At 37.3% G+C, this 22435-nt stretch carries 20 protein-coding genes; 8 read left to right on the top strand and 12 right to left on the bottom strand.

Annotated features, from left to right (window positions below):
- Nucleotides 1–63: 63 nt before the first annotated feature.
- From LC418_RS11245 to LC418_RS11225, 5 genes are all read right to left on the bottom strand, one after another.
- Nucleotides 64–2049, bottom strand: coding sequence for a urocanate hydratase (locus tag LC418_RS11245; protein WP_223559187.1), 1986 nt, complete (start codon nt 2047–2049; stop codon nt 64–66).
- A gap of 298 nt (nt 2050–2347) precedes the next feature.
- The gene (locus LC418_RS11240; protein ID WP_111954827.1) at nt 2348–2638 is read right to left on the bottom strand and encodes a hypothetical protein; all 291 of its coding nucleotides are present in this window, start codon (nt 2636–2638) and stop codon (nt 2348–2350) included.
- Nucleotides 2639–2690: 52 nt separating this feature from the next.
- A complete protein-coding gene (locus LC418_RS11235; RefSeq protein WP_223559186.1) occupies nt 2691–3674 on the bottom strand; it encodes a 2-hydroxyacid dehydrogenase in 984 nt (327 codons plus the stop codon).
- A gap of 91 nt (nt 3675–3765) precedes the next feature.
- Nucleotides 3766–4029, bottom strand: a complete 264-nt coding sequence (locus LC418_RS11230) for a prevent-host-death protein (protein WP_111954823.1) — start codon at nt 4027–4029, stop codon at nt 3766–3768.
- A gap of 298 nt (nt 4030–4327) precedes the next feature.
- On the bottom strand, nt 4328–4978 hold the full coding sequence (locus LC418_RS11225) for a protein-L-isoaspartate(D-aspartate) O-methyltransferase (RefSeq protein ID WP_111954821.1): 651 nt from the start codon (nt 4976–4978) through the stop codon (nt 4328–4330).
- A 140-nt stretch (nt 4979–5118) separates the two neighbouring features.
- On the opposite strand from LC418_RS11225, the gene LC418_RS11220 reads away from it, so the two are divergent.
- The 7 genes from LC418_RS11220 to LC418_RS11190 all read left to right on the top strand — a co-directional run bounded on the left by LC418_RS11220 (nt 5119) and on the right by LC418_RS11190 (nt 11958).
- Entirely contained in the window at nt 5119–6084 is a 966-nt protein-coding gene (locus LC418_RS11220; protein ID WP_223559185.1) for a Gfo/Idh/MocA family protein, read from the top strand.
- A 214-nt stretch (nt 6085–6298) separates the two neighbouring features.
- Nucleotides 6299–8029, top strand: a complete 1731-nt coding sequence (locus LC418_RS11215) for a cellulase family glycosylhydrolase (protein WP_223559184.1) — start codon at nt 6299–6301, stop codon at nt 8027–8029.
- Nucleotides 8030–8094: 65 nt separating this feature from the next.
- Entirely contained in the window at nt 8095–8976 is an 882-nt protein-coding gene (gene bla-A, locus LC418_RS11210; protein ID WP_223559183.1) for a CGA/CIA family class A beta-lactamase, read from the top strand.
- A 71-nt stretch (nt 8977–9047) separates the two neighbouring features.
- On the top strand, nt 9048–9458 hold the full coding sequence (locus LC418_RS11205) for a hypothetical protein (RefSeq protein WP_223559182.1): 411 nt from the start codon (nt 9048–9050) through the stop codon (nt 9456–9458).
- Between the two features lie 12 nt (nt 9459–9470).
- Nucleotides 9471–10361, top strand: a complete 891-nt coding sequence (locus LC418_RS11200) for a 3-hydroxybutyryl-CoA dehydrogenase (protein WP_223559409.1) — start codon at nt 9471–9473, stop codon at nt 10359–10361.
- A 4-nt stretch (nt 10362–10365) separates the two neighbouring features.
- Complete coding sequence (locus tag LC418_RS11195) at nt 10366–11682, top strand: hypothetical protein (RefSeq protein WP_223559181.1); 1317 nt, start codon at nt 10366–10368, stop codon at nt 11680–11682.
- A gap of 36 nt (nt 11683–11718) precedes the next feature.
- Entirely contained in the window at nt 11719–11958 is a 240-nt protein-coding gene (locus LC418_RS11190; RefSeq protein WP_007845674.1) for a hypothetical protein, read from the top strand.
- A 49-nt stretch (nt 11959–12007) separates the two neighbouring features.
- Here the strand turns inward: LC418_RS11190 and LC418_RS11185 are convergent, their stop codons facing one another.
- The 3 genes from LC418_RS11185 to dnaN all read right to left on the bottom strand — a co-directional run bounded on the left by LC418_RS11185 (nt 12008) and on the right by dnaN (nt 16497).
- On the bottom strand, nt 12008–12418 hold the full coding sequence (locus LC418_RS11185; RefSeq protein ID WP_073335269.1) for an META domain-containing protein: 411 nt from the start codon (nt 12416–12418) through the stop codon (nt 12008–12010).
- A 240-nt stretch (nt 12419–12658) separates the two neighbouring features.
- Complete coding sequence (gene pheT, locus LC418_RS11180) at nt 12659–15061, bottom strand: phenylalanine--tRNA ligase subunit beta (protein ID WP_223559180.1); 2403 nt, start codon at nt 15059–15061, stop codon at nt 12659–12661.
- Between the two features lie 305 nt (nt 15062–15366).
- Entirely contained in the window at nt 15367–16497 is a 1131-nt protein-coding gene (gene dnaN, locus LC418_RS11175) for a DNA polymerase III subunit beta (RefSeq protein WP_111954807.1), read from the bottom strand.
- A gap of 254 nt (nt 16498–16751) precedes the next feature.
- Between dnaN and LC418_RS11170 the strand changes: the two genes are divergently transcribed.
- Nucleotides 16752–17108 (top strand): diacylglycerol kinase family protein, encoded by a 357-nt coding sequence (locus LC418_RS11170; protein WP_223559179.1) that lies wholly within the window; start codon nt 16752–16754, stop codon nt 17106–17108.
- A 33-nt stretch (nt 17109–17141) separates the two neighbouring features.
- Here LC418_RS11170 and LC418_RS11165 read toward each other — a convergent pair whose 3' ends face one another.
- The 4 genes from LC418_RS11165 to LC418_RS11150 all read right to left on the bottom strand — a co-directional run bounded on the left by LC418_RS11165 (nt 17142) and on the right by LC418_RS11150 (nt 22288).
- On the bottom strand, nt 17142–17324 hold the full coding sequence (locus tag LC418_RS11165) for a bacteriocin-like protein (protein ID WP_111954803.1): 183 nt from the start codon (nt 17322–17324) through the stop codon (nt 17142–17144).
- A 68-nt stretch (nt 17325–17392) separates the two neighbouring features.
- Entirely contained in the window at nt 17393–18019 is a 627-nt protein-coding gene (locus LC418_RS11160; protein WP_223559178.1) for an SGNH/GDSL hydrolase family protein, read from the bottom strand.
- A 95-nt stretch (nt 18020–18114) separates the two neighbouring features.
- Complete coding sequence (locus LC418_RS11155) at nt 18115–18516, bottom strand: ribonuclease inhibitor (RefSeq protein ID WP_223559177.1); 402 nt, start codon at nt 18514–18516, stop codon at nt 18115–18117.
- A gap of 76 nt (nt 18517–18592) precedes the next feature.
- Nucleotides 18593–22288, bottom strand: coding sequence for a phosphoribosylformylglycinamidine synthase (locus tag LC418_RS11150; protein WP_223559176.1), 3696 nt, complete (start codon nt 22286–22288; stop codon nt 18593–18595).
- Nucleotides 22289–22435 lie beyond the last annotated feature (147 nt).

Below are 22435 nucleotides of genomic sequence, written 5' to 3'. Positions count from 1 at the left end.
ACAAATTGAGATATTTATAGAAAAACCTGCCTCACGGCAGGTTTTTCCATATCTAAAAAGTTTTTAAAACAAACTCTCATCCACAAAATTCGGCAGCGTTACTTTCAGATTAGGTTCTGCTTCCATAGCTCTTTTAATAGCGAAAACAGCGCCTTCGTTTCTGGCCCAGCTTCTTCTGGAAATTCCGTTGTTCACGTCCCAGAACAGCATAGATTTCAGTCTTCTGTCGGCTTCTGCACTTCCGTCCAACAGCATTCCGAAACCACCGTTAATGACTTCGCCCCAGCCTACTCCGCCGCCGTTATGGATAGACACCCAAGTCGCGCCACGGAAACTGTCACCAATCACATTGTGGATGGCCATATCTGCGGTAAACCTTGAACCGTCATAGATGTTGGAAGTCTCCCTGTAAGGCGAATCTGTACCGGAAACATCATGATGATCTCTTCCCAGAACCACAGGTCCGATTTCCCCGTTCTTAATAGCATTGTTGAAAGCTTCGGCGATCTTCATTCTTCCCTCTGCATCTGCATACAGGATTCTCGCCTGGGAACCGACTACCAGCTTGTTTTCCTGCGCCCCTTTGATCCACTGGATATTGTCTTTCATCTGCTGCTGGATTTCTTCGGGAGAATTTTTTACCATTTCTTCCAAAACAGCACATGCAATATCATCTGTTTTCTGCAGATCTTCTGCCTTTCCGCTGGTACATACCCAACGGAACGGCCCGAAACCGTAGTCAAAGCACATAGGTCCCATAATATCCTGAACGTAGCTCGGATATTTGAATTCTCTTCCAAGACTAGGATTTTCTGCCATTACATCCGCTCCTGCTCTTGAAGCTTCCAGTAAAAAGGCATTTCCATAATCAAAGAAATACGTTCCTTTCTGGGTATGCTTATTAATAGCTGTGGCATGTCTTCTTAAAGTTTCCTGAACTTTTTCTTTAAACAGTTCAGGTTCTTCAGCCATCATCCTGTTTGATTCCTCAAAGCTCTGTCCAGCCGGATAATATCCGCCTGCCCAAGGATTATGAAGCGATGTCTGGTCTGATCCTATGTCGATTTTCAAATTTTTCTCATCAAATTTCTCCCAAACCTCAACAATATTTCCAAGGTAGGCCAGTGAAACTGTTTCCTTATTTTCCTGAGCTTTCTGTACCCTTTCTACCAAAGCATCCAGATTTTCATGGATTTCGTTTACCCATTTCTGATCGTGGCGGATCCTGGTGATTTTCGGATTTACTTCGGCGCATACTGTGATACAACCGGCAATATTTCCTGCTTTAGGCTGTGCTCCACTCATTCCTCCCAATCCTGAGGTTACAAAAAGTCCTCCTTTCGGTTCTTTTTTAATCTTTCTGAAAGCATTCAGAACGGTGATGGTTGTTCCGTGAACAATTCCCTGCGGACCAATATACATATAGCTTCCTGCCGTCATCTGCCCGTACTGCGTAACGCCCAGAGCATTGAATTTCTCCCAGTCATCCGGCTTGGAATAGTTTGGGATCATCATTCCGTTGGTGACTACCACTCTCGGTGCATCTTTATGCGAAGGGAAAAGTCCCATCGGATGCCCTGAGTACATAGTTAAAGTCTGCTCATCCGTCATTTCCGACAGATATTTCATCGTTAAAAGATACTGAGCCCAGTTGGAAAATACAGCTCCGTTTCCTCCGTAAGTAATCAGCTCATGAGGATGCTGAGCCACCGCATAATCAAGGTTATTCTGGATCATCAGCATAATGGCTTTTGCCTGCTCAGATTTTCCGGGATATTCCTCAATTGCCCTTGCCTTCATCTCATAATCAGGACGGAAACGGTACATATAAATCCTGCCGTATTTTTCCAGTTCTTCTTTGAATTCAGGCAGCAATTCTGCATGAAACTTAGGCTCGAAATAACGCAGGGCATTTTTCAGAGCAAGCTTTTTCTCTTCTTCCCCTAAAATCACTTTACGCTTCGGTGCATGGTTGATATTGGTCTCGTATGGTTTAGGCTGAGGCAGCTGATCAGGAATCCCCTGTTGTATCTGTTCTTGAAATGTCATATTGCTATTTAAAGTTCAATGTTTAGAATCAATGTTTGAAGTTTTAAAGATATTCAAATTAGAAAATATAGGCAAATAAAAGGCGAAAAGGGCGAAATGATAAAATGGCTAATAAGGCAAAATGCTTACAGATGATTTGTAAAGACATAAAATATAAGCTGCGACCTTTGTTTATAATTTGGAGAAAGGTTTCCCCTCCAAAGGGAGGGGAATATATTCCCGGGAAAACAAGTGGCTTCCAAAAATAACAAAACCTCACTGAAAATCAGTAAGGTCAGTTTATTGTACAAAGCACAAACTAAGTTAACACATCATCATTTTCTTCCTCATGGTCATCTTCGTTATCGCTTCGGCTCCAGTAATTATTTTCTTCATCCTCAGATCCTATTTCTTCCATATCGTCATCATCTTCGATTCCCGGAATGTCAAGTCCTTTGTCTATTTTATCATCATCTTCTTCATTCAGGATTGGATTTCCGTCACCGTCGAGCGGGATATGCGGTTCCTGATTAAATATATCCTCATTCGGATTGTAATCCATTTCCTCTAACTTTCTGTTCTGTTCATTGGTATTGTTCTCTGGTATCATAATATTTTGTATTTAGGATTTATGTATACAAATCAAAAATAAGTCCAAGCTGTCAGGAATTCTTAGAATATACTTCAGGATTGGCACAATAAGGAATTTTTTCACCCTTGGAGAAGGCGACCATATTTTCAGCGGCCATCTTTGCCATTCCGGTTCTTGCTTCTATGGTTGCTGAACCTATGTGTGGCAGTACACAGACATTGGAAAGTTCCAAAAGCGGACTTTCCTTGGACATGGGTTCAGGATTGGTCACATCCAGACCTGCTCCCCAGATTTGTTTTGAAATCAATGCTTCATACAGATCTTTTTCATTTTGGAAACCACCTCTGGCTGTATTGATGAAAATGGCATTGGATTTCATTTTTTCAAATACAGGTCTGTTAAAGAAATCCTTCTGCTCAGGGGTAAAATTGGCGTGGACACTCAGTACATCCGACTGTTCAAGAAGTTCTTCGAAAGAAACATAAGTGGCATTCAGTTTTTTTTCTGCTTCTTCATTACGGTTCCGGTTGTGGTAAATGATCTTCATATCAAAAGCTTTATGCGACTTTTCAGCCATTTCAAAACCTATTCTTCCCAACCCCATAATTCCTAAAGTTTTCCCGTATAATTCCTGCCCCAAAGCATGCAACGGGTCAAAATCTCCCCAGTTGCCATCTTTCACTTTCTGAAAATTATAGCTCGCTCGTCTTGCCACAGACTGCATCAGCAGAAAAGCGATATCAGACGTGGCTTTACTGAGGACATCCGGTGTATTTCCTACAGGAATATTCCTGCGGTTTGCTTCTTTAATATCCACATGATCAAAACCTACGGAGTATAAAGCAATCATTTTTATGTTGGGACACTGATCAAAAAAATCTTTGTCGTATTTAAATTCCCCACCCACACTTAAAATGGCATCGTGGTTCTGGCAGTAGATCAACCATTCTTCATGGGAAAGGTTTTCATGTTCCGGAATAAAAACGTCCAGTCCGGCTTCTTTCAAGATATTGATCCCCACTTCTGGAATTCTTTTGTTTACAAATACTTTCATTTTTTATTTTGTATTTATTGTGCTTAGAATTTTCAAATAAAAAACCTCACTCCTGTTAAAAAGTGAGGTTCTTTAACTTTAATATTAAAAATTATTGGTCTTCATCTGATTGGTTCTGGCTTTTGTCCCAGGCCTGAGAAGCCATTTCCTGAATCTCTTCCCAAACATCCTTTGCCGATTTCTGTGCATGAGCTATAAATCCCTGCTTGGTTGCTTCCTGGTTCTTAATTTTCATATCATTCATATAATCCTTTACCTGCTGGGAATAGCTCTCTGCGTGATATCCGGGATTATTATGTAGGTTTTTCTGAATATTACTGAAATCGTGTGAAGATTTAAATCTATTCGTATCCATAATAATAAAAATTTAAGTGATTAGGTTACAAATTGAATCCAATTACTGTTCCGAAGCAGTCTTAAAGTTTATTAAAAAACCGAAGTTTCTTTTTAACCACAAAAGTCTTTTAAACACTTTAGTTATTTTAAAGTTAAATACTTTGCGCATATGAAGCACACTTAAGTTTTATGAAAACCTTTGATTTTCTAATGATATAGTCTTACTAATCAAGATGGTAAACTTTTAAAACTAAAGTGCTCTAAAGTGTTTAATTGAAATTAAAACCTTTGTGTCTTTTGTAGTTATAAAAATTCCGTTAATGATTCGTATCTCCCAACATCGGAACAAATTTATAAGCTCCGAATTCTTCTTTTTCGAATTGTGTAGGAGCAGTTTTTGTAAATCTGTACAGGATCTGTTCATCGGTAGGGCCTAACGGAATAACCATTTTTCCGCCTACATTCAGTTGTTTTAATAATTCTGTGGGCAAAACCGAAGCTCCACAGGTAACAATAATCTTATCAAAAGGTGCAAAAGTAGGAAGCCCGGCAAAACCATCCCCAAAACTCTGAAATTTTGGATTCAGATGAAGCTCACGGAATTTTTTCTTTGAGAAATCAAAAAGATCTTTCTGCCTTTCCACGGTATAGACCAAGGCTTTCATAGCGATCAGAACAGCAGTCTGATACCCGCATCCGGTTCCGATTTCCAGAACTTTTTCGCCCGGTTTTACCTGCAGCAGTTCGGATTGTTCCGCTACCGTTGAGGGATGGGAAATGGTCTGATGTGACAAAATCGGAAAAGCGCGGTCTTCATAAGCAAAATCCTCAAAAATACTTTCGATAAAAAGATGTCTCGGAACGTTACTCATAGCCGAAAGTACATTTTCATCCGAGATTCCTATCTTATGTCTTAAATATTCGACCAGAATCTTTCTTTTTCCTTTATGTACAAACGAATCATGCATCATTAGTAAGATAATAGTTATTAGGTTACAGGTAGTAGTTCCTGCAAAAGTAAAAAAACTATCCATACTTATCAACCTAAAAGCGACAGGGTATTTCTTAATACCTAAAATTCTTATCTTTACAAAAATTAAAAAAATCTATGTTAAAAGCAGGTTTGGTAGGTGCCGGACATCTGGGGAAGATCCATTTACGACTTCTTAACCAGTCAGATAAGTACGAGCTGGTAGGTTTCCATGATAAAGATCCTGAAAACGGAAAAAAAATAGAAGCTGAATTCGGGTATAAATATTTTGAAAATTTTGATGAACTTCTTGAACAGATCGATATGCTGGATATTGTGACTCCCACAGTCTATCATTATGATTATGCCCTAAAAGCAATTGAAAAAGGTCTTCATTTTTTCATTGAAAAACCGGTAACCCAAACGCTTGAGCAGGCGGAAGAAATTCTTCATAAGTGCCAGGAAAATGGTATTAAGGCACAGGTTGGACATGTTGAAAGATACAATCCCGCTTTTATTGCCACTAAAGAATACATTAAAAATCCAATGTTTATTGAGATCCACAGGCTGGCAGAATTCAATCCCAGAGGGACGGATGTTTCTGTAGTACTGGACCTTATGATCCATGATCTGGATATTTTACTGAGCATGGCCAAATCGAAGGTTAAAAATATTCATGCAAGCGGTGTTTGTGTGGTAAGCAAGACCCCGGATATTGCAAACGCCAGAATAGAATTTGAAAATGGCTGCGTAGCGAACCTTACAACTTCCAGAATCTCTATGAAAGCGATGAGAAAAAGCCGTTTTTTCCAGAAAGACGCATATATTTCTGTAGACTTCCTGGAAAAGAAAGCAGAGGTGATCCGAATGAAAGATGCTCCTGAAAACCCTACTCCTTTTGACATGATCATTGAAAATGCTGATGGAGAAAAGAATCAGATCTTATTTGAATATCCGGACATCCAGCCTAATAATGCAATTCTTGATGAATTAAATTCTTTTGCAGATGCCATCACTGACGGTAAAAATGTGGAAGTTTCCCTGGAAGACGGAACGGAAGCTTTAAAGGTTGCCCTTGAAATTGTAAAACTGATTTCAAAATAAGTTTTATCTCATAATATTTACAACAGGCTGTCATTAAAATGACAGCCTGTTGTATTTAAAAAGTCATCAACAAACCTTCCTATTTCCTTTTTTCTGAAATAATTTTTTCATGACACAATTTTAATTTTTATTCTGGATTTTTTAAATATATTTGTCTTTCTTAAAACTATTATTCTAAAATTCTCTCCTATAATTTAAAATAAATAAATCTAATATGAAAAGACTCATCCTATTATCCGTTTTATTATTGTCTCAATTTGGGACATCACAATTATTAAAAACTGACGGACAGAAAATAATTAATGACAAAGGAGAAAACATCCAGTTGCGAGGCTTGGGCCTTGGAGGGTGGATGCTTCAGGAAGGATATATGCTGAAAACAGCCGATTTTGCAGGTCCTCAGTACAAGATCAAAGAGAAGATCGCCGAATTAATTGGTGAAGACGGAATGAAAGATTTCTATAAAGCTTACCTTAAAAACGGCATCACCAGACAGGATATCGATTTTCTTGCTCAAGCGGGATTCAATTCCGTAAGGCTTCCGATGCATTATGATCTATACACTCTTCCCATTGAAAAAGAACCGGTAAAAGGACAGAATACATGGCTGGAAGAAGGCTTTAAAATGACAGATGATCTTCTGAAATGGTGTGCTGCCAATAAAATGTATCTGATCCTTGACCTTCATGCAGCACCTGGTGGGCAGGGAAATGACGTTAATATTTCAGATAATGATAAAACAAAACCCTCCCTCTGGGAAAGCATTGAAAACCAAGAGAAAACGATTGCTTTATGGAAAAAGCTTGCTGAACGGTATAAGGATGAACCGTGGATCGGAGGTTATGATCTGATCAATGAACCAAATATTAATTTCACCGGAAAAAACCCGAACGGTACCGACGAAATGTCGAATGCTCCACTCTGGAAGCTGCAGAAAGACATTACCACCGCTATTCGTGAAACCGATAAAAAGCATATCATATTTATTGAAGGAAACGGGTGGGGAAATAATTACAACGGACTGATCCCGATTTGGGACAGCAATATGGCATTCAGCTTTCATAAGTATTGGAATTATAACAATGATGAAACTATACAGTCTATCCTAGATCTCAGGAAGAAACATAATATTCCGATCTGGCTTGGGGAAACCGGAGAAAATTCCAATGTATGGTTTACAGAGCTGATTCAGCTTCTGGACAGACACAACATCGGATATGCATTCTGGCCGATGAAAAAGATCGATAATATTGCAGGAATTACGAATGTCAAAATCACTCCTGAATACGAAAAACTCCTGAATTACTGGAAAAACGGCAGCGAAAAACCTTCTAAAGACTATGCAACAAAAGCATTGATGCAGATTGCCGAGAATTATAAATTCAATAATGTCGAAATCAAAAATGATGTTATAGATGCCATGTTCAGACAGGTTAATGACAACTCTGTAAAACCCTTTAAAAACCATCAGGCTCCGGGAAGAATATTTGCTTCGGATTATGATTTGGGAAGAATGGGTTCAGCCTATCTGGATAAGGATTTTGTCAACCTTTGGGTAAGTGATCCGAAGAAAAGATCGGAATGGAATTCCGGACAGCAGATGAGAAATGACGGCGTGGATATTTATCTGTGCCATGACAAAGTGACCAATAAATATTATGTGGGAAAAACGGAAGCGGGAGAATGGCTTCAATATACCATTGATGTAAAATCTGATAAAAACTACACCTTCAGCATCAGGTATGCAGGTCAGAATAATGCTGGTATCAGACTGGAAGATGCTTCGGGAAAACTGCTGGCCAAAGTTTCACTGCCTTCCACCGGAGGAGATAAAAACTGGAAAACAGTTTCAGTTAAGAACGTCTCTCTGAAGAAAGGAACAAATAAAATCAGGCTGCATTTTGAAAGCGACGGTTCCAACCTGAATTATTTTGAAATAGAGTAATAATTTATCTTAAATTGCAAATCCCTTTTAGTATCTGAAAGGGATTTTCTTTTAATCATTATAATATGAAAAAAATAGGACTTTTCTTTCTTCTGATCTCGTCGCTGGCTGTAGCTCAAAAATCTGTTTTAGAGCAGAAAATAAACTCTATTATTAAAGATAAAAAAGCAACCGTTGGAGTTTCGGTTCTTGGCTTTGAAAATAATTTCAAATACAGCAAAAACGGGGATATGCCATTTCCAACTTTAAGTGTTTTCAAATTTCATATTGCCTGCGCAGTGTTAGATCTTGTGGATAAAGGAAAACTGTCTTTGGATCAGAAAATATTCATCAGTAAATCTGATCTGATGGAAAATACATGGTCTCCGTTTCGGGAAAAGCATCCCGATGGAAATATTGATGTTTCCTTAAATGAAATAATCGATTATACCGTTGCATTAAGTGACAATAATCTTTGTGATGTTCTGCTGAAACTCATTGATGGAACAAAAACGGTTCAAGAGTTTATGGACTCTAAAGGAGTAAAAGGCTTCCAGATTAAGTATAATGAAAATGAAATGCACAAAAACGACTGGAAAGCACTTTATGAGAATTACAGTACAACGAATTCTGCTGTACAGCTTCTTAAAAAGTTCTATGATGGAAAATTGCTTTCCAAAAAGTCCACAGATTATCTGATGCAGATTATGATCGGTACAAAAACAGGCACCAATAAAATTGTTGAACAGCTTCCTAAAAACACTCCTGTAGCTCATAAAACGGGAGCTTCCGGGAAAAATAACGAAGGACTTACCATTGCAGAAAACGATATGGGAATCATCACCCTTCCGAACGGAAAACATTACGCAATTGCCATATTTGTAAGCAATTCCATGGAAAGTAATGCCGTGAACTGCAGATTGGTTTCTGATATTTCTAAGGCAGTCTGGGACGATTTTAATAAGTAAAATATTAAGCTTATTTTTAAAGCTGAAAAAACCGGTAATTTTTTGTTCTTTAATCCGGAAAAACTATGAATATGAAAAAAATAATATTAACAACATTTCTTTTCTGTTCTGCATTCTTTTTTTCGCAAAAGAGTATGAGCTATGTACGCATAAGCTATGGCAGCATCTGCTGTGGAACACCCTCCACAAAACCTGTGATGGATTATCTGAAAAAGTTTGAGAAAAACAATCAACTGAAAGCTTTTGAGATCTTGAAACAAGGAGGCTTAGGAAGAGAAGGTGAATTTACTTTATACATCGGAACAGACAAACTGGGTAAAAAACAGAAAACTGCTTTCAGAAAAGGCCTTCAATCTGTTATTACTTCACAAAACAGAACCAGAAAACAGAACAGTGACGGTACAGTGGATTTCGATCCGGCAGTGACTGTTTATAATTCTGATTTAGCAGATATTAAAAATTTAACTATCTATAAAAAATAAAAGAAAAAAATGATCAAAAACATTGTAGTTATTGGAGCTGGAACCATGGGAAATGGAATTGCGCATACTTTTGCACAAAGCGGATTCAAAGTAAATCTGGTGGATGTATCTCAGGATGCTCTGGACAGAGGACTGAAAACAATTACAACTAACCTTGACAGAATAATCGCAAAGGGAAACCTTACGGAAGAGCAGAAAGCTGAAACACTAGGAAACATCAGCACTTTTACTGAACTTAAAGAAGCGGCAGGCAGCGCAGACCTTATCGTAGAAGCAGCCACTGAAAATCAGGATCTGAAACTGAAAATTTTCGGACAGATGGATGAATTTGCACCTGCGAACTGCATCCTGGCTACCAATACTTCTTCTATTTCCATCACAAAAATCGCTGCGGCTACCAAAAGAGCGGATAAAGTAATCGGAATGCATTTCATGAACCCAGTTCCTATTATGAAGCTGGTAGAAATCATCAAAGGATATTCTACTTCCAAGGAAACTTTTGATGCTATTTATGAAATGAGCAAAACACTGGGTAAAGTCCCTGTGGAAGTGAATGACTACCCTGGTTTCGTAGCCAACAGAATTCTGATGCCTATGATCAATGAATCTATTGAAACGCTTTACAACGGTGTGGCAGGTGTAGAAGAAATTGATACGGTAATGAAGCTTGGAATGGCACATCCGATGGGGCCTCTTCAGCTGGCAGATTTTATCGGTCTTGATATCTGTCTTGCTATTCTTAATGTAATGTACGACGGTTTCAAAAACCCTAAATATGCACCGAATCCGCTTCTTGTAAACATGGTAATGGCCGGAAAACTGGGTGTAAAGTCAGGAGAAGGTTTCTATGATTATACGGAAAGCAAAAAAGCTGAAAAAGTTTCAAAAATGTTTTTGAAATAACTGAATGAAATTAAAGGAAAGAAATATCCAAATAGCAATGGTCATCATCACTGTAATGATGACCATTCTTCGTTTTATATTAAATGAAAAAGGAAGAGTGAATCCCGATTCTATCCGCTTCATGAGATTTGCGCATGTTCTTCCTACTATTGACAATACTACCACTCCAGTAGGCTATCCTGTTGGCATCAGGTTGTTTACATTTCTAGGCTTCGATGAGTTCTGGGGAAGTAAGGCTCTTGGGATTGCTGCTTATCTTTTTATTATTTATTTCTGCTGGAAAAAAAAGTTCTATAAACGTGAAGCCATTGCAGTATGCGGATTATTCAGCTTTGTTTCATTGTTTGCTTATACGATGAGCGAAGCCCTTATTATTCCTTTTGTATTTTTATTTTTATATACTGCCTCGCAGATCATAACAGGAAAACTTGAAAAAGGAAAAGCTATTTTTTATCTTTCCCTTTCATTAATTGCTCTTTATAATATCAGATACAGTGCTTTATTCTTCATTGGAGGAACCGGCCTTTACGGCTTAATATTTTTGAGAAAAAAGTATTCACTGGTATTTATTATTTCCAGTATTATTGGAATCCTGTTTGTGGGAGCTTATAAACTTTTATTTATTGATTATTTTAATGAAAATTATATCAAGCAGGTTCTGATCATGGGAATTCACCCCACTTCCAAGCTATTGAAAGAACTGATACAGGGATTGACAACTTCATTCAATCCTTTCATCCATATTGCAGATCCCCGGGGAAGCTTCATCAATTATGGTATTTATGGTATTGGGGCTTTGAATATCTTTTTAATAATTTATCTTCTTGTAAAAAATAAGCTGTCCGAAACGGAATATTTCTTTAGCATTATCAGTATTTCCGGCATTGTATGCTCTTATTTTGTTCAGTATTTTTATTCGGTCATCCCTCTCGATTACAGGATTATAGGACCTTTTATAATTCCTGTATGGCTTATTTACTTTAACAGACTTTTCCGGATCTTCAATACTAAAACCTATGTAATCACCGGACTAAGCTTACTGTCCGGACTGGCTTTCACATGGCTGTCTAAAGGAAATTATCTTGAAAACAGAAAAGCGGCCTCAGATTTTTTAAAGAGTGAGAAGCTGGATAAAGTTCCTATACAGTTTTTTGTTTTAAATGAAGAAAGTCTGGAAAGAATACAGGTTGCTGAACTTTTAAGTACAGTAAATCCTGATATTACCCTTACTTTCAAACCTGAGGATACACTTCGGAGAACGACTCTTACAAGGTATAAAGTTTTGCAAAAAATTAAAATCAACAGGAACAAATATCAATAATTTTATTATCTTTGATTAAAGTTAAAATATAAAAAAATGAAATTACCAAAGTTTTTATTAGCAGACAATTCGGAATTTCCTGAAGATTTATTCGTAGTTCACACAGAATATCCAAGATTTATCTTAAACGTTGAGGAAGAGGAAGTTGAGTGGCTAGATGATTTGGAAGGTGACGATGAAGAAACTATGGCAGACGAAGCTACAAAAGTTGTAGAGGCTGCATTTAAATGGTGTGATGAAGAGTTGGCTAAGTACGACGAAGAAGAGGAAGAATAATAACTACCTAAACATAAAAAAAGGAACTCAAATTGAGTTCCTTTTTATTTTATTCCGCTTTATTGAATTTCAACAGCAGTAAATTGTCTTTGTAAAGCTCTAAGGTAGTCCCGGAAATCACATATTTATTAGCTTTCCCTACCATATCCATAAAATTCTGCTCAACGCTCATATTGTTGCACATCATTTTTGTAGATCCCATTTGTCCGGCAGAAAAATCACCTGTAGAAGGATCTATTTTAGCTGTCCCGAAATAGTTGTTGCATCCCCCATTTCCATTGATCTTTTCGCCTTCGATATTAAGGGTCGGAACCTTACCTTTTACGTTATCAGCCAATGTCCATTTCGTATTGGCCAGTGAAGGCTGTGCTTTTCCTACTTTAGATGCAGAAGCACTGGACATTGTACCGCACGATGCCAGAATAGCAGCCGCACCTATACTTAAAAAAAGATTTTTCATTTTTTTCTTTTTGATTTAGTCAAATTTAAGGAAATTATATTATTTAAACGGTTTGTGAAGGATTTTATTACTTTCGAATGTTCTATTTTAGAATTATTTTTTTCTCACAGATCTGGTTGATTGAGCAGATTTCTATACTTTAAAAACTTATACTATAAGATTATGTAGAATTTAATTTGCAATGATTACAAAACAAAAAACGGGCTAAAGCCCGTTTTTTTGATATATTTTTTATCTGAATTAAGATCTTAATTCTGCGTTGTATTCTTTTTGGAATGCTTTGATCAGAGAATCCATTACTTCAGAAATTTCCTTCTCTTCCAATGTCTTTTCCTCATTAAGAAGTTCAAAGCTCATGGCATAAGATTTTTTTCCTTCCGGAAGATTCTTTCCTTCATACACATCGAATAAATTAATCCCTTTAATGAAAGGAGATTTGTTCTTTTTCGCTGTCTGATAAAGATCCTCATAGCTGATATTCTTATCGATCAATAAGGCAAGGTCTCTTCTGATTTTATTGAACTTAGGAATATCCTTAAACTTAAGAACATTTTTAGAACGTAATTCCTGAGCCAACTCAAGTTCTATTTCTGCATAGAAACATTCCTGATCAATATCAAAATCTTTCAATAAAACGGGAGATACTTTTCCAATTCTTACTAAAGTTTTTCCTCCGGCTTCATAAGCTAATGAATCGGAAAATCTTTCGTCTGTTAAAGCAATTTCTTTATAATCAACACCCAGTTTTTCTAATAATACTTTTACGTAGGCTTTAAGATTGTAGAAACTTACTGCAGATTTAGGCTGAAGCCAGTTTTCAGCAACATCTCTTCCTGTAACAAGAAGGGCCAGCTGTTTTCTTTCTTCATATTTATCTTTTTTATGGTAAATTTTTCCGAATTCAAAGAATTTGATATCCTGATTCTTTCTGTTGATGTTGTACACTGCGTTCTGAAGAAGCCCTTCCAATAAAGATTTTCTCATGAACGCAAGGTCTCCACTCAATGGGTTCAGCAATTTTACGGCATCGGTTTCATCTTTTACAGAAGTCAGTGAGTTATTCATAGCTTCGTTAAAACCAAGTCCCTGCAGTGTTCTTGCCCAGTTATTTTCCAGCTCGTCCTGATCGTTAGCACTTAATTTTACCGGTGTAAAAGATATTTTCTGTGGGGCATCAATCTTATTGTATCCATAAATTCTCAGAATCTCTTCAATTACGTCAATTTCTCTCGTCACATCAGCTCTGTAAGCCGGTACAGAGATTTCAAGTCCGTTCTGGATCTCATTTAAAACCTGGATCTCGAGAGATTTTAAGATTTCCTTTACCTTCTCTCTGTGGATCTTTGTTCCTAAAATCTGTTCGATCTTTGAGAATCTGATGATCACATAATTATCTTCAATCTTCTTTGGATATTCCTCTAACAGATCCCCAACCAATTTTCCTCCGGCAATCTCCTGGATCATTTTGATCGCGTGAGTTATTGCTGTTCTGGTAATATTAGGATCTACTCCCCTTTCAAATCTGAAAGAAGCATCTGTATTTAAGCCATGAAATTTAGCCCCTTTTCTTACGGCTACCGGGTTGAAATAAGCACTTTCCAGGAAGATGGTTTTCGTTTCATCAGAAACTCCTGAATTCGCACCACCGAAAACCCCTGCAATACACATTGGGTTATCTTTCCCGTCTTTGATTATCACTTCAGAACCATTCAAAGTTCTTTCAACACCATCCAGAGTGGTGAATTTTGTTCCTTCTTTTACAGTTCCTACTTTCACTTTGCTGTCAGCAATCTTGTCTGCATCAAATGCATGAAGAGGCTGTCCGTAACCGTGAAGAATATAGTTCGTAATATCTACAATATTGTTGATCGGGTTTAACCCGATTGCTTTCAGCCTGTTTTTTAGCCAGGCAGGAGATTCTGCTATTTTCACATCTTCAATAACAGCCCCTATATATCTTGGACACAGCTCGGCGTTTTCCACTTCCAACGTGAAGTTATGTGAACCTTCGCCATTTAAAACCTCAGAATTCACTTTCTCAAATGTTGATTTCTGTTGGTTGGTTGAAAGAAAAGCATGAAGATCTCTTGCCACACCATAATGTGACATCGCATCTGTTCTGTTAGGCGTTAAACCAATTTCGATCACCTCATCAGTGGCCAATTCAAAATAGTCAGCAAAGTTCTTTCCTACTTCATATTGGGTTTCGTCCAAAACCATAATTCCACCATGATCATCGCTAAGGCCAAGTTCATCTTCTGCACAGATCATCCCCTGAGATACCTCACTTCTGATCTTAGCTTCCTTGATCTCAAAAAATTTTCCGGTTTTATCATAGATCTTAGTTCCGACAACAGCTACAGGAACCGTCTGTCCTGCTTCAACATTAGGAGCGCCACAAACGATATTTAATATTTTCCCATTCCCTACATCAACTGTTGTTTTCTTTAGTTTATCTGCATTCGGGTGCTTTTCGCAGGTCAATACTTTTCCTACTACAATACCTTCCAGACTGCCTCTTACACTCTCAAATTTTTCTATCCCCTCCACTTCAAGACCTATATCTGTAAGGAATTCTCCAATCCTTTCCGTTTTCAATTCCGTTTTGATAAAGTCTTTCAGCCAGTTGTTTGATATTTTCATTTGCTATATTTTGAAAAAAATTATTGAATTTTCGCACAATATGTACTGTACGATTTTCCCGTACAAATGTCGTGTTTTTTTAAGAAATAGAGAAATTTAGGAATCATTTTAAAACAAATAGTTTTTATTAATTTCTTCTTGTTGAATGAGCAAGTTTTCCTATAAAAAAAGATAAATTTGTTGATATTATCTTTAGAATTTGCAGTTATTCACTAAAATTAATCTTTTAAAAACCAGAACTCATTTAAAATAAAAAAAGAGACTGAAAAAAATTCAATCTCTTATATTTTTATTGGTTTCAAATATTACAACCCGATTACCGGCATTGATAACATCAGAATATTTTCACTTTCTTCAAGACCGTCAAGAGGTTCTATGATTCCTGGTCTGTTTGGCTGAGACATTTTCATAGTGATATCGTCAGAACCTAAAATGGTAAGCATTTCCGTTAAAAACTTGGAACTGAAACCAATATTGATGTCTTCCCCGTTATAATCGCAAGGAATCTGCATATCTGCTTTGTTTGCATATTCTGTATCTTCTGCATGAAGGTGAAGAATATTGGCAGACAGCTTAAATCTTACCTGGTTGGTAGATTTATTGGACATGATTGATGCTCTTTTGATCGCTCCCAGAAGAAGATTTCTGTTGATCGTCAGTACATTTGGATTTTCTTTCGGAATTACCGCTGTATAATTAGGGTATTTACCATCTATCAATCTACAGATCCAGATATGTTTTCCAAAAGTAAATTTAGCCATATTCTCATTGAAGTCGATGGTAACGTCTTCGTTGGAGCTGGCCAGAATATTTTTGAAAATGTTCAAAGGTTTTTTAGGCATAATGAATTCCATTGGCTCGGCATTCATCAGATCTGTTCTTTTATAAACTACCAGTCTGTGGGAATCTGTAGAAACAAAATTGGTTTCATTCTCTCCAAACTGGAACAATACTCCGGTCATTACGGGACGAAGAGAGTCATTGCTTGTTGCAAAAAGAGTGTTTGTCAATGCTTCAGATAAAACGCCTGCCGGCATAGCTACACTTTGAGCCGCATCAAATTCAGGAAGTTCCGGATAATCGTCGGCGTTATCCAGTGCTACAGCGAAATTGTCTTTCTCATCTAAAATCTCAAGCTGGCTTCCGGTTCCTTCTGCATTATCCTTTACAACGAACGTTAAAGGCTGTTCTCCATACGTCTTGATAAAATCTTGAAAAATTTTAGCAGGAACGGCAAATTTACCCGAATCATCAGACTTTACGTCCAGAGAGGTAACAAGAGTAGTCTCGCCATCAGATGCTGTAATGGTAACGTTATTTCCGTCTAATTCAAAAAGATAGTTTTCTAAAATCGGTCTCGATTGAGAGCTTGATATTACGCCACTTACAGTTTGCAATGCTTTCTGCAGTTCACCACTTGAAATAATAAATTTCATAGATTTAAAAATAAGTTTCTACAAATATAATAAATAGAAACTATAATGAAAAAAATAATCTTAAGGAGTTTTGAACAAATATCATTAAGCGGTTTTAAGACATGATTTTAATGTCCGTATTTACTTCTAATCATTAATTCTGATCAAAATCTGATCTTTATTTTCTCATTGGTGAGTGAATATAAGTATGAAAATGGATCCTGAATATTTCACTTGTATCAAATTACAAATCCTATCTTTGTTAAAAATAAGCTATGCAAAAACCGCCTGTTCACAGAAGTTTTTTAAATGCTTTCCGGGGTATTTTCCTGATGATAAAAACGGAAAGAAATTTCCGGATTGAACTTGCTGCTTTCTTGATAAATCTGATTCTGATATGCTATTTTAAGCTTTCATCAATTGATATCATGCTTATTCTTGTAGTGTCAATAGGTGTTTTAAGTGCTGAAATATTCAATACAGCCATAGAAAAGATATGTGATATGGTTCAGCCTGATTTTGATAAAAGAATCGGTTTTATTAAGGATATTTCTGCCGGAGCCACTCTTCTGATGACAATTGGGTCCGTTATTGTGGGAGTTATTGTTTATTGGAAGTATATATTTCAATAAAAAAGCATCCCGAAGAGGAATGCTTTGTAGTTTTTAAGAGCAGTGAAAGTCCCAGGATTCGGAGGTCATACAGCCGTTAAATTTTGGACAATACCAGCCATAAGGATAATTACAATATCCGTTTTCATCAACAGGGACAGTAATCAAAGGTGGGTTTACCCCTTTTCCATTTACATTTTTCAGTTCCTGTCTTTTAAGTTTTTTCAGATTTTTCATACTTTTTTATTTGTAATCCTAAAACTACAAATAAAATTAATATTTCACTACGTTAAGATAAATTAATCTTATAAATATTTTTCTATAATTGGTATGGCGGTTTCAGCCATTACGCCGTAGCCTTTTTCATTGGGATGAACACCGTCTCCGGAAAGTAAAATTTCCTTATCTCTTAAAAATGCAGTATAAAAATCAATATAATGCAAAGTATTTTCAACCGCGATATCTTTAAGAATCTGATTATAAACCAGAATTTCCTCACCTGTTCTTAATTTTCCAGTTGCAGCCTGCACTCCATCTATTTTCCGGGAAACAGGAAGAATGCTTACCAGATAAATATCATTCGTATACTGTTTTGCATGATGAATAGCTTCAATCATATTATTTCTAAACTGGACAGTACTTACCATAGGTACTCCGTCCTTTATGGCCAGATCATTGGCTCCGTACCCAATAAAAACTATATTTCCTTCTGCTGAATTTCTGGCTGCCAGCTCATAAGGCATCCGTTTTAACAAGCCCTCTGTTGTTTCGCCTCCTATTCCCAGATTAAAAAGAATCAATTCGTTGCTTCCTTCATGAAACTGCTGCAGGGCATATCTTTTAAGAATATCAACCCAACCTCCGAATACTCCGTCATATTCTCCATACGTAATGCTGTCTCCGAAGAACAGCCCATAAATCATTTTCTTCATATTAAAGATGTTAGATATTAGAAATTAGATGTTAGTACTGTTGGAATATAAGCAATACTGTTGAACACAATTCATTATTTATCATTCGTCTAATATCACTCCAAAATTAGTGTAATATTTTTGTGTGATTCTATAATTTCAACTAAAATTTCAAACAGGGTCTGGCCTTTTCCTGACAGCAAATCCTCCAGTTTTTGCTGCATTAATTGTATGTTAAATGGTTTTCCCTGTCTGATCTTGTTCTGGTAAAAATTCCGGGTGGATTCGAGACCTAGATCTTCTTTTGATTTTTGGGATTCTTTCCATATGATCTCAATTTCTTCTCCGCCTTCAAATACACCGAAACCACCATACAGAATGTCGTCAAAGCCGTCCAGTGTTCCTGCTTTCCAGTCCGTATCTTTCATCAACACTGAAGAAACCTCATGGTAGAACCCAGGCAGATCTGAAAAGTGTCTGCCATCGATTGTGATTATTTTATTTTTATCTGACTCCAACCCTGTTTAATTTTTATAAACTTAATCCTTGTAAATATAAAAAAATGACCGCCATTCAGTGGCGGTCATTTCTATTTTATTTGAAGTATTCTACTCCGTTTTTGAATATATTGTGGTAATTCGCGGTCGGTATGTTTTTCATGAGGCCTTCTGCAAAACGCTCAGGGTGTCCCATTCTTCCGTAAATCTTTCCGCAAGGGCTGGTAACTCCTTCAATTCCGAATAATGAGTTATTGGGGTTGAAAGGCATTCCGTGGGCAATATTTCCATCAAGATCAATGTATTGGGTAGCGATTTGTCCGTTTTCGTAAAGCTTTTTGATTTCTTCTTCGGAAGCCATGAAACGTCCTTCCCCGTGAGAGATCGGAATGGTGAATACCTGATCTTTCATTCCTTTTAACCAAGGGCTTTCGTCATTAATCACCTTTACATTCACCATCTGGGAAATATGTCTTCTAATGGCATTGTGGGCCAGCGTCGGAGAGTTTTCATCCAGATCTTTGATTCTACCGTAAGGCAACAGACCGGATTTAACCAATGCCTGGAAACCGTTACAGATACCGATGATCATCCCGTCTCTATCCAATAGTTCGTGAACAGCATTTTTCATCTTCTCGTTTTTCAGAACGTTTACAATGAACTTTGCAGAACCATCCGGCTCATCACCTGCTGAGAAACCACCTGAGAATGCAAGGATCTGAGATGTTCTGATCTCCTCCACCCATGCATCAATGCTTTCATCCAGCAATTGGTGGCTGATATTTTTCAAAGGCAGGCTGCTGATCACAGCACCTTCTTTCTGGAATGCATTCAGGGTATCGTACTCGCAGTTTGTTCCCGGAAATACAGGAGCAAATACTTTCGGCTTGGCAATTCCGTGTTTTTTAATGACAATATTTCTTGGATGGATTGAGTTTGATTTCTCATCAATTTCAACCGTCAGTTTTTCTTTTTCCTTGGTTGGGAAAAGGTTTTCGAATGTTCCGGTATACGCTGCCAGAAGATCCAGGATAGGAGATTCCATACCATTTATCATTAAAATACCTGAGTCTTTTACTTCACCGATCTGCTGAAGAGAAGCATTACTCAACTCTTCTTTTGCTTCGATGATTAGGCTACCGATATTCTTAGCCAGTAAAGCATTTTCGTCAATACTGATTTCTGCTCCAAGCCTGTTTCCAAAGCTCATTTTGGCTAAAGCTACCGCAGCACCTCCTTCTTTAACAGTTTTTACCGAAACAATTTTTCCGGCTTTGATGTTTTCAAAAATAAATTCGAAAATTCCTTTTAAGCTTTCATAATGAGGAAGTCCGTTTTCCTGGGGAATATGGTTGAAGAAATATATTTTGTTTCCAGCCTGTTTGAATTCCGGTGAAATTACATTTTTCTTTTCACCGTTGGCACAGGCAAATGAAATCAAAGTCGGCGGAACATTCAGATCCTGATACGTACCGCTCATAGAATCTTTTCCTCCGATTGCCGCAAGACCTAAATTGATCTGGGCATCATAAGCTCCTAAAAGAGAAGCTAAAGGTTTGCCCCATTTCTCTGGATTCTGGCCCAGTTTTTCGAAATATTCCTGGAAGCTTAACCTGATATTTTTGTAATCACCTCCCATGGCAGCAATTTTAGCAACACTTTCTACTACGGCATAAGAGGCTCCCAGCAATGAATTTTGTTTTGAAATTCCGGTATCGAATCCCCAGCTTGCGAAGGAAACAGTTTCAATATCTTTTGCTCCTAAGATTGGTAGCGTCTGAGCACTCCCTTCCATCAACGTCTGCTGGTATTTTCCACCTAAAGGCATCGCAACAGTAGTTGCACCGATGGATGAATCAAACATTTCCAGCAATCCTTTCTGGGAAGCTACATTTTTATCGCTTAATATTTTAAGGAAGTTCTCTTTTGTAAAAGATGCTTCTTCTTCTTTTACTTCTTCAAGATGAGTAATTTTTACATCCTGTGATTTTGAACATCCGTTGGTATCTAAGAATTCTCTTGAAAGATCAACAATTTTATCGCCTTTCCAGAACATCTGCATTCTACCTGAATCCGTCACTTTTGCTACTTCTACAGCCACAATGTTTTCATCTTCACAGAATTTGATAAATTGCTCTTTATCTTTCGGATCAACTACAACCGCCATTCTTTCCTGAGATTCGGAAATAGCAAGCTCAGTTCCGTTTAATCCTTCATATTTTAAAGGTAAAACATCAAGATTCACTTCTAAAGAATCTGCAATTTCACCGATGGCTACAGAAACACCTCCTGCTCCGAAATCATTAGATTTTTTGATGAGTTTTGTTACAGCAGGATCTCTGAACAGTCTCTGGATTTTACGTTCTTCAACGGCATTTCCTTTCTGAACTTCAGAGCTCATCGTATGAATAGAGGTTTCGTCCTGCTCTTTTGAGCTTCCGCTTGCCCCGCCAACACCGTCACGACCTGTTGCACCTCCTAAAATAATGATGGAATCACCATTTGCTGGCTTCTCACGTCTCACCCAATCAATAGGAACTGCTCCGGTAACGAAGCCTACTTCCATTCTTTTGGCTTTGTAACCTTCATCATAGATTTCCGAAACCATTGTAGTGGCCAGACCAATCTGGTTTCCGTAAGAGGAATATCCGTTGGCAGCCTGTTTTGTAATGGTTTTCTGAGGAAGTTTTCCCGGTAAGGTTTTATCAACCGGTTCTAAAACATTGGCAGCACCAGTCAATCTCATCGCCTGGAATACATATGATCTTCCGGACAAAGGATCTCTGATAGCACCTCCCAAACATGTTGAAGCACCTCCAAAAGGTTCAATTTCCGTAGGGTGATTGTGGGTTTCGTTTTTGAATAATAAATACCACGGCTCTTTTTTACCGTCGTACTCAGCTTCGATCTGGATGGTACATGCATTGATCTCGTCTGAAACAACAAGATTCTCCAGGTTACCTGTTTTATGGAAATATCTTCCGCATACTGTTGCCAGATCCATTAAAGAGATCGGCTTCAGCTCACGGCCTAAGAATTTTCTTTTTTCAATATAGTCATTGAAAATGGTTTCCAATGTATGTTTAAAATCTCCTTCAAACTGGATGTCTGACAATTCTGTTTCAAAGGTGGTATGACGGCAGTGGTCACTCCAATAGGTGTCTAAAACTTTCAGTTCCGTTTCGGTAGGATTTCTTTTTTCTGTTTTAAAGTATTCCTGAATAAATTTCAGGTCATCCAATCCTAATGCAAAACCGTGATTATTGTAAAAATTTTCAAGCTCAGCATCATCGAAACTGATGAAATTTTCGTGGATCAAAACTTTTGTCGGAATTTCATCTGCAGGAATATTTAAGGTAGAAAGATCTTTTTCCTGAGACTCCACTTTATTGATCAGAAGATCCTTGATTTTTACAAGCTCTGCTTCAGAAACTCCTTCAAACCGGATCAGTTTTCCGCTTCTTACTTTAGACTTTTCATTCTCCGTCAATAAAGCAATACACTGTTGTGCAGAATCTGCACGCTGGTCATATTGGCCCGGCAAAAACTCCATGGCAAAATAAATTCCTTCGGCAGGATTTTCTTCATGTAAAATATCAGTAACCGGATCTACGAAAGTGCTGTTGACCACCTTTTCGAATTCACCATCATTCAAATTGAAAATATCGTACACATTGTACACTTTCACACTTTTGATTGACGGCACAACCGCTTTTACTTCATCAAAAATTTTTGGACTTTCTACATCGAAAATACCTCTTTTTTCTACGAAAATTCTTTTGTTATTAGACATTAGATGTCAGATTTTAAATATTAGATTTATTACTTTCTTTTTAGTTTTTCAGAACCAAATACATGATTCTTTATATTTTATAACTTTAACGTCAGATTATTGTCATCCGCTTTATTTCCCTTTCCTTTATCTATTTCCCCAAAATGT

Origin of the sequence: Chryseobacterium lathyri (genome assembly GCF_019970085.1) — a bacterium.
GTDB classification, from domain to species: domain Bacteria; phylum Bacteroidota; class Bacteroidia; order Flavobacteriales; family Weeksellaceae; genus Chryseobacterium; species Chryseobacterium lathyri.
This window is presented reverse-complemented; position numbering and strand designations above follow the sequence as displayed.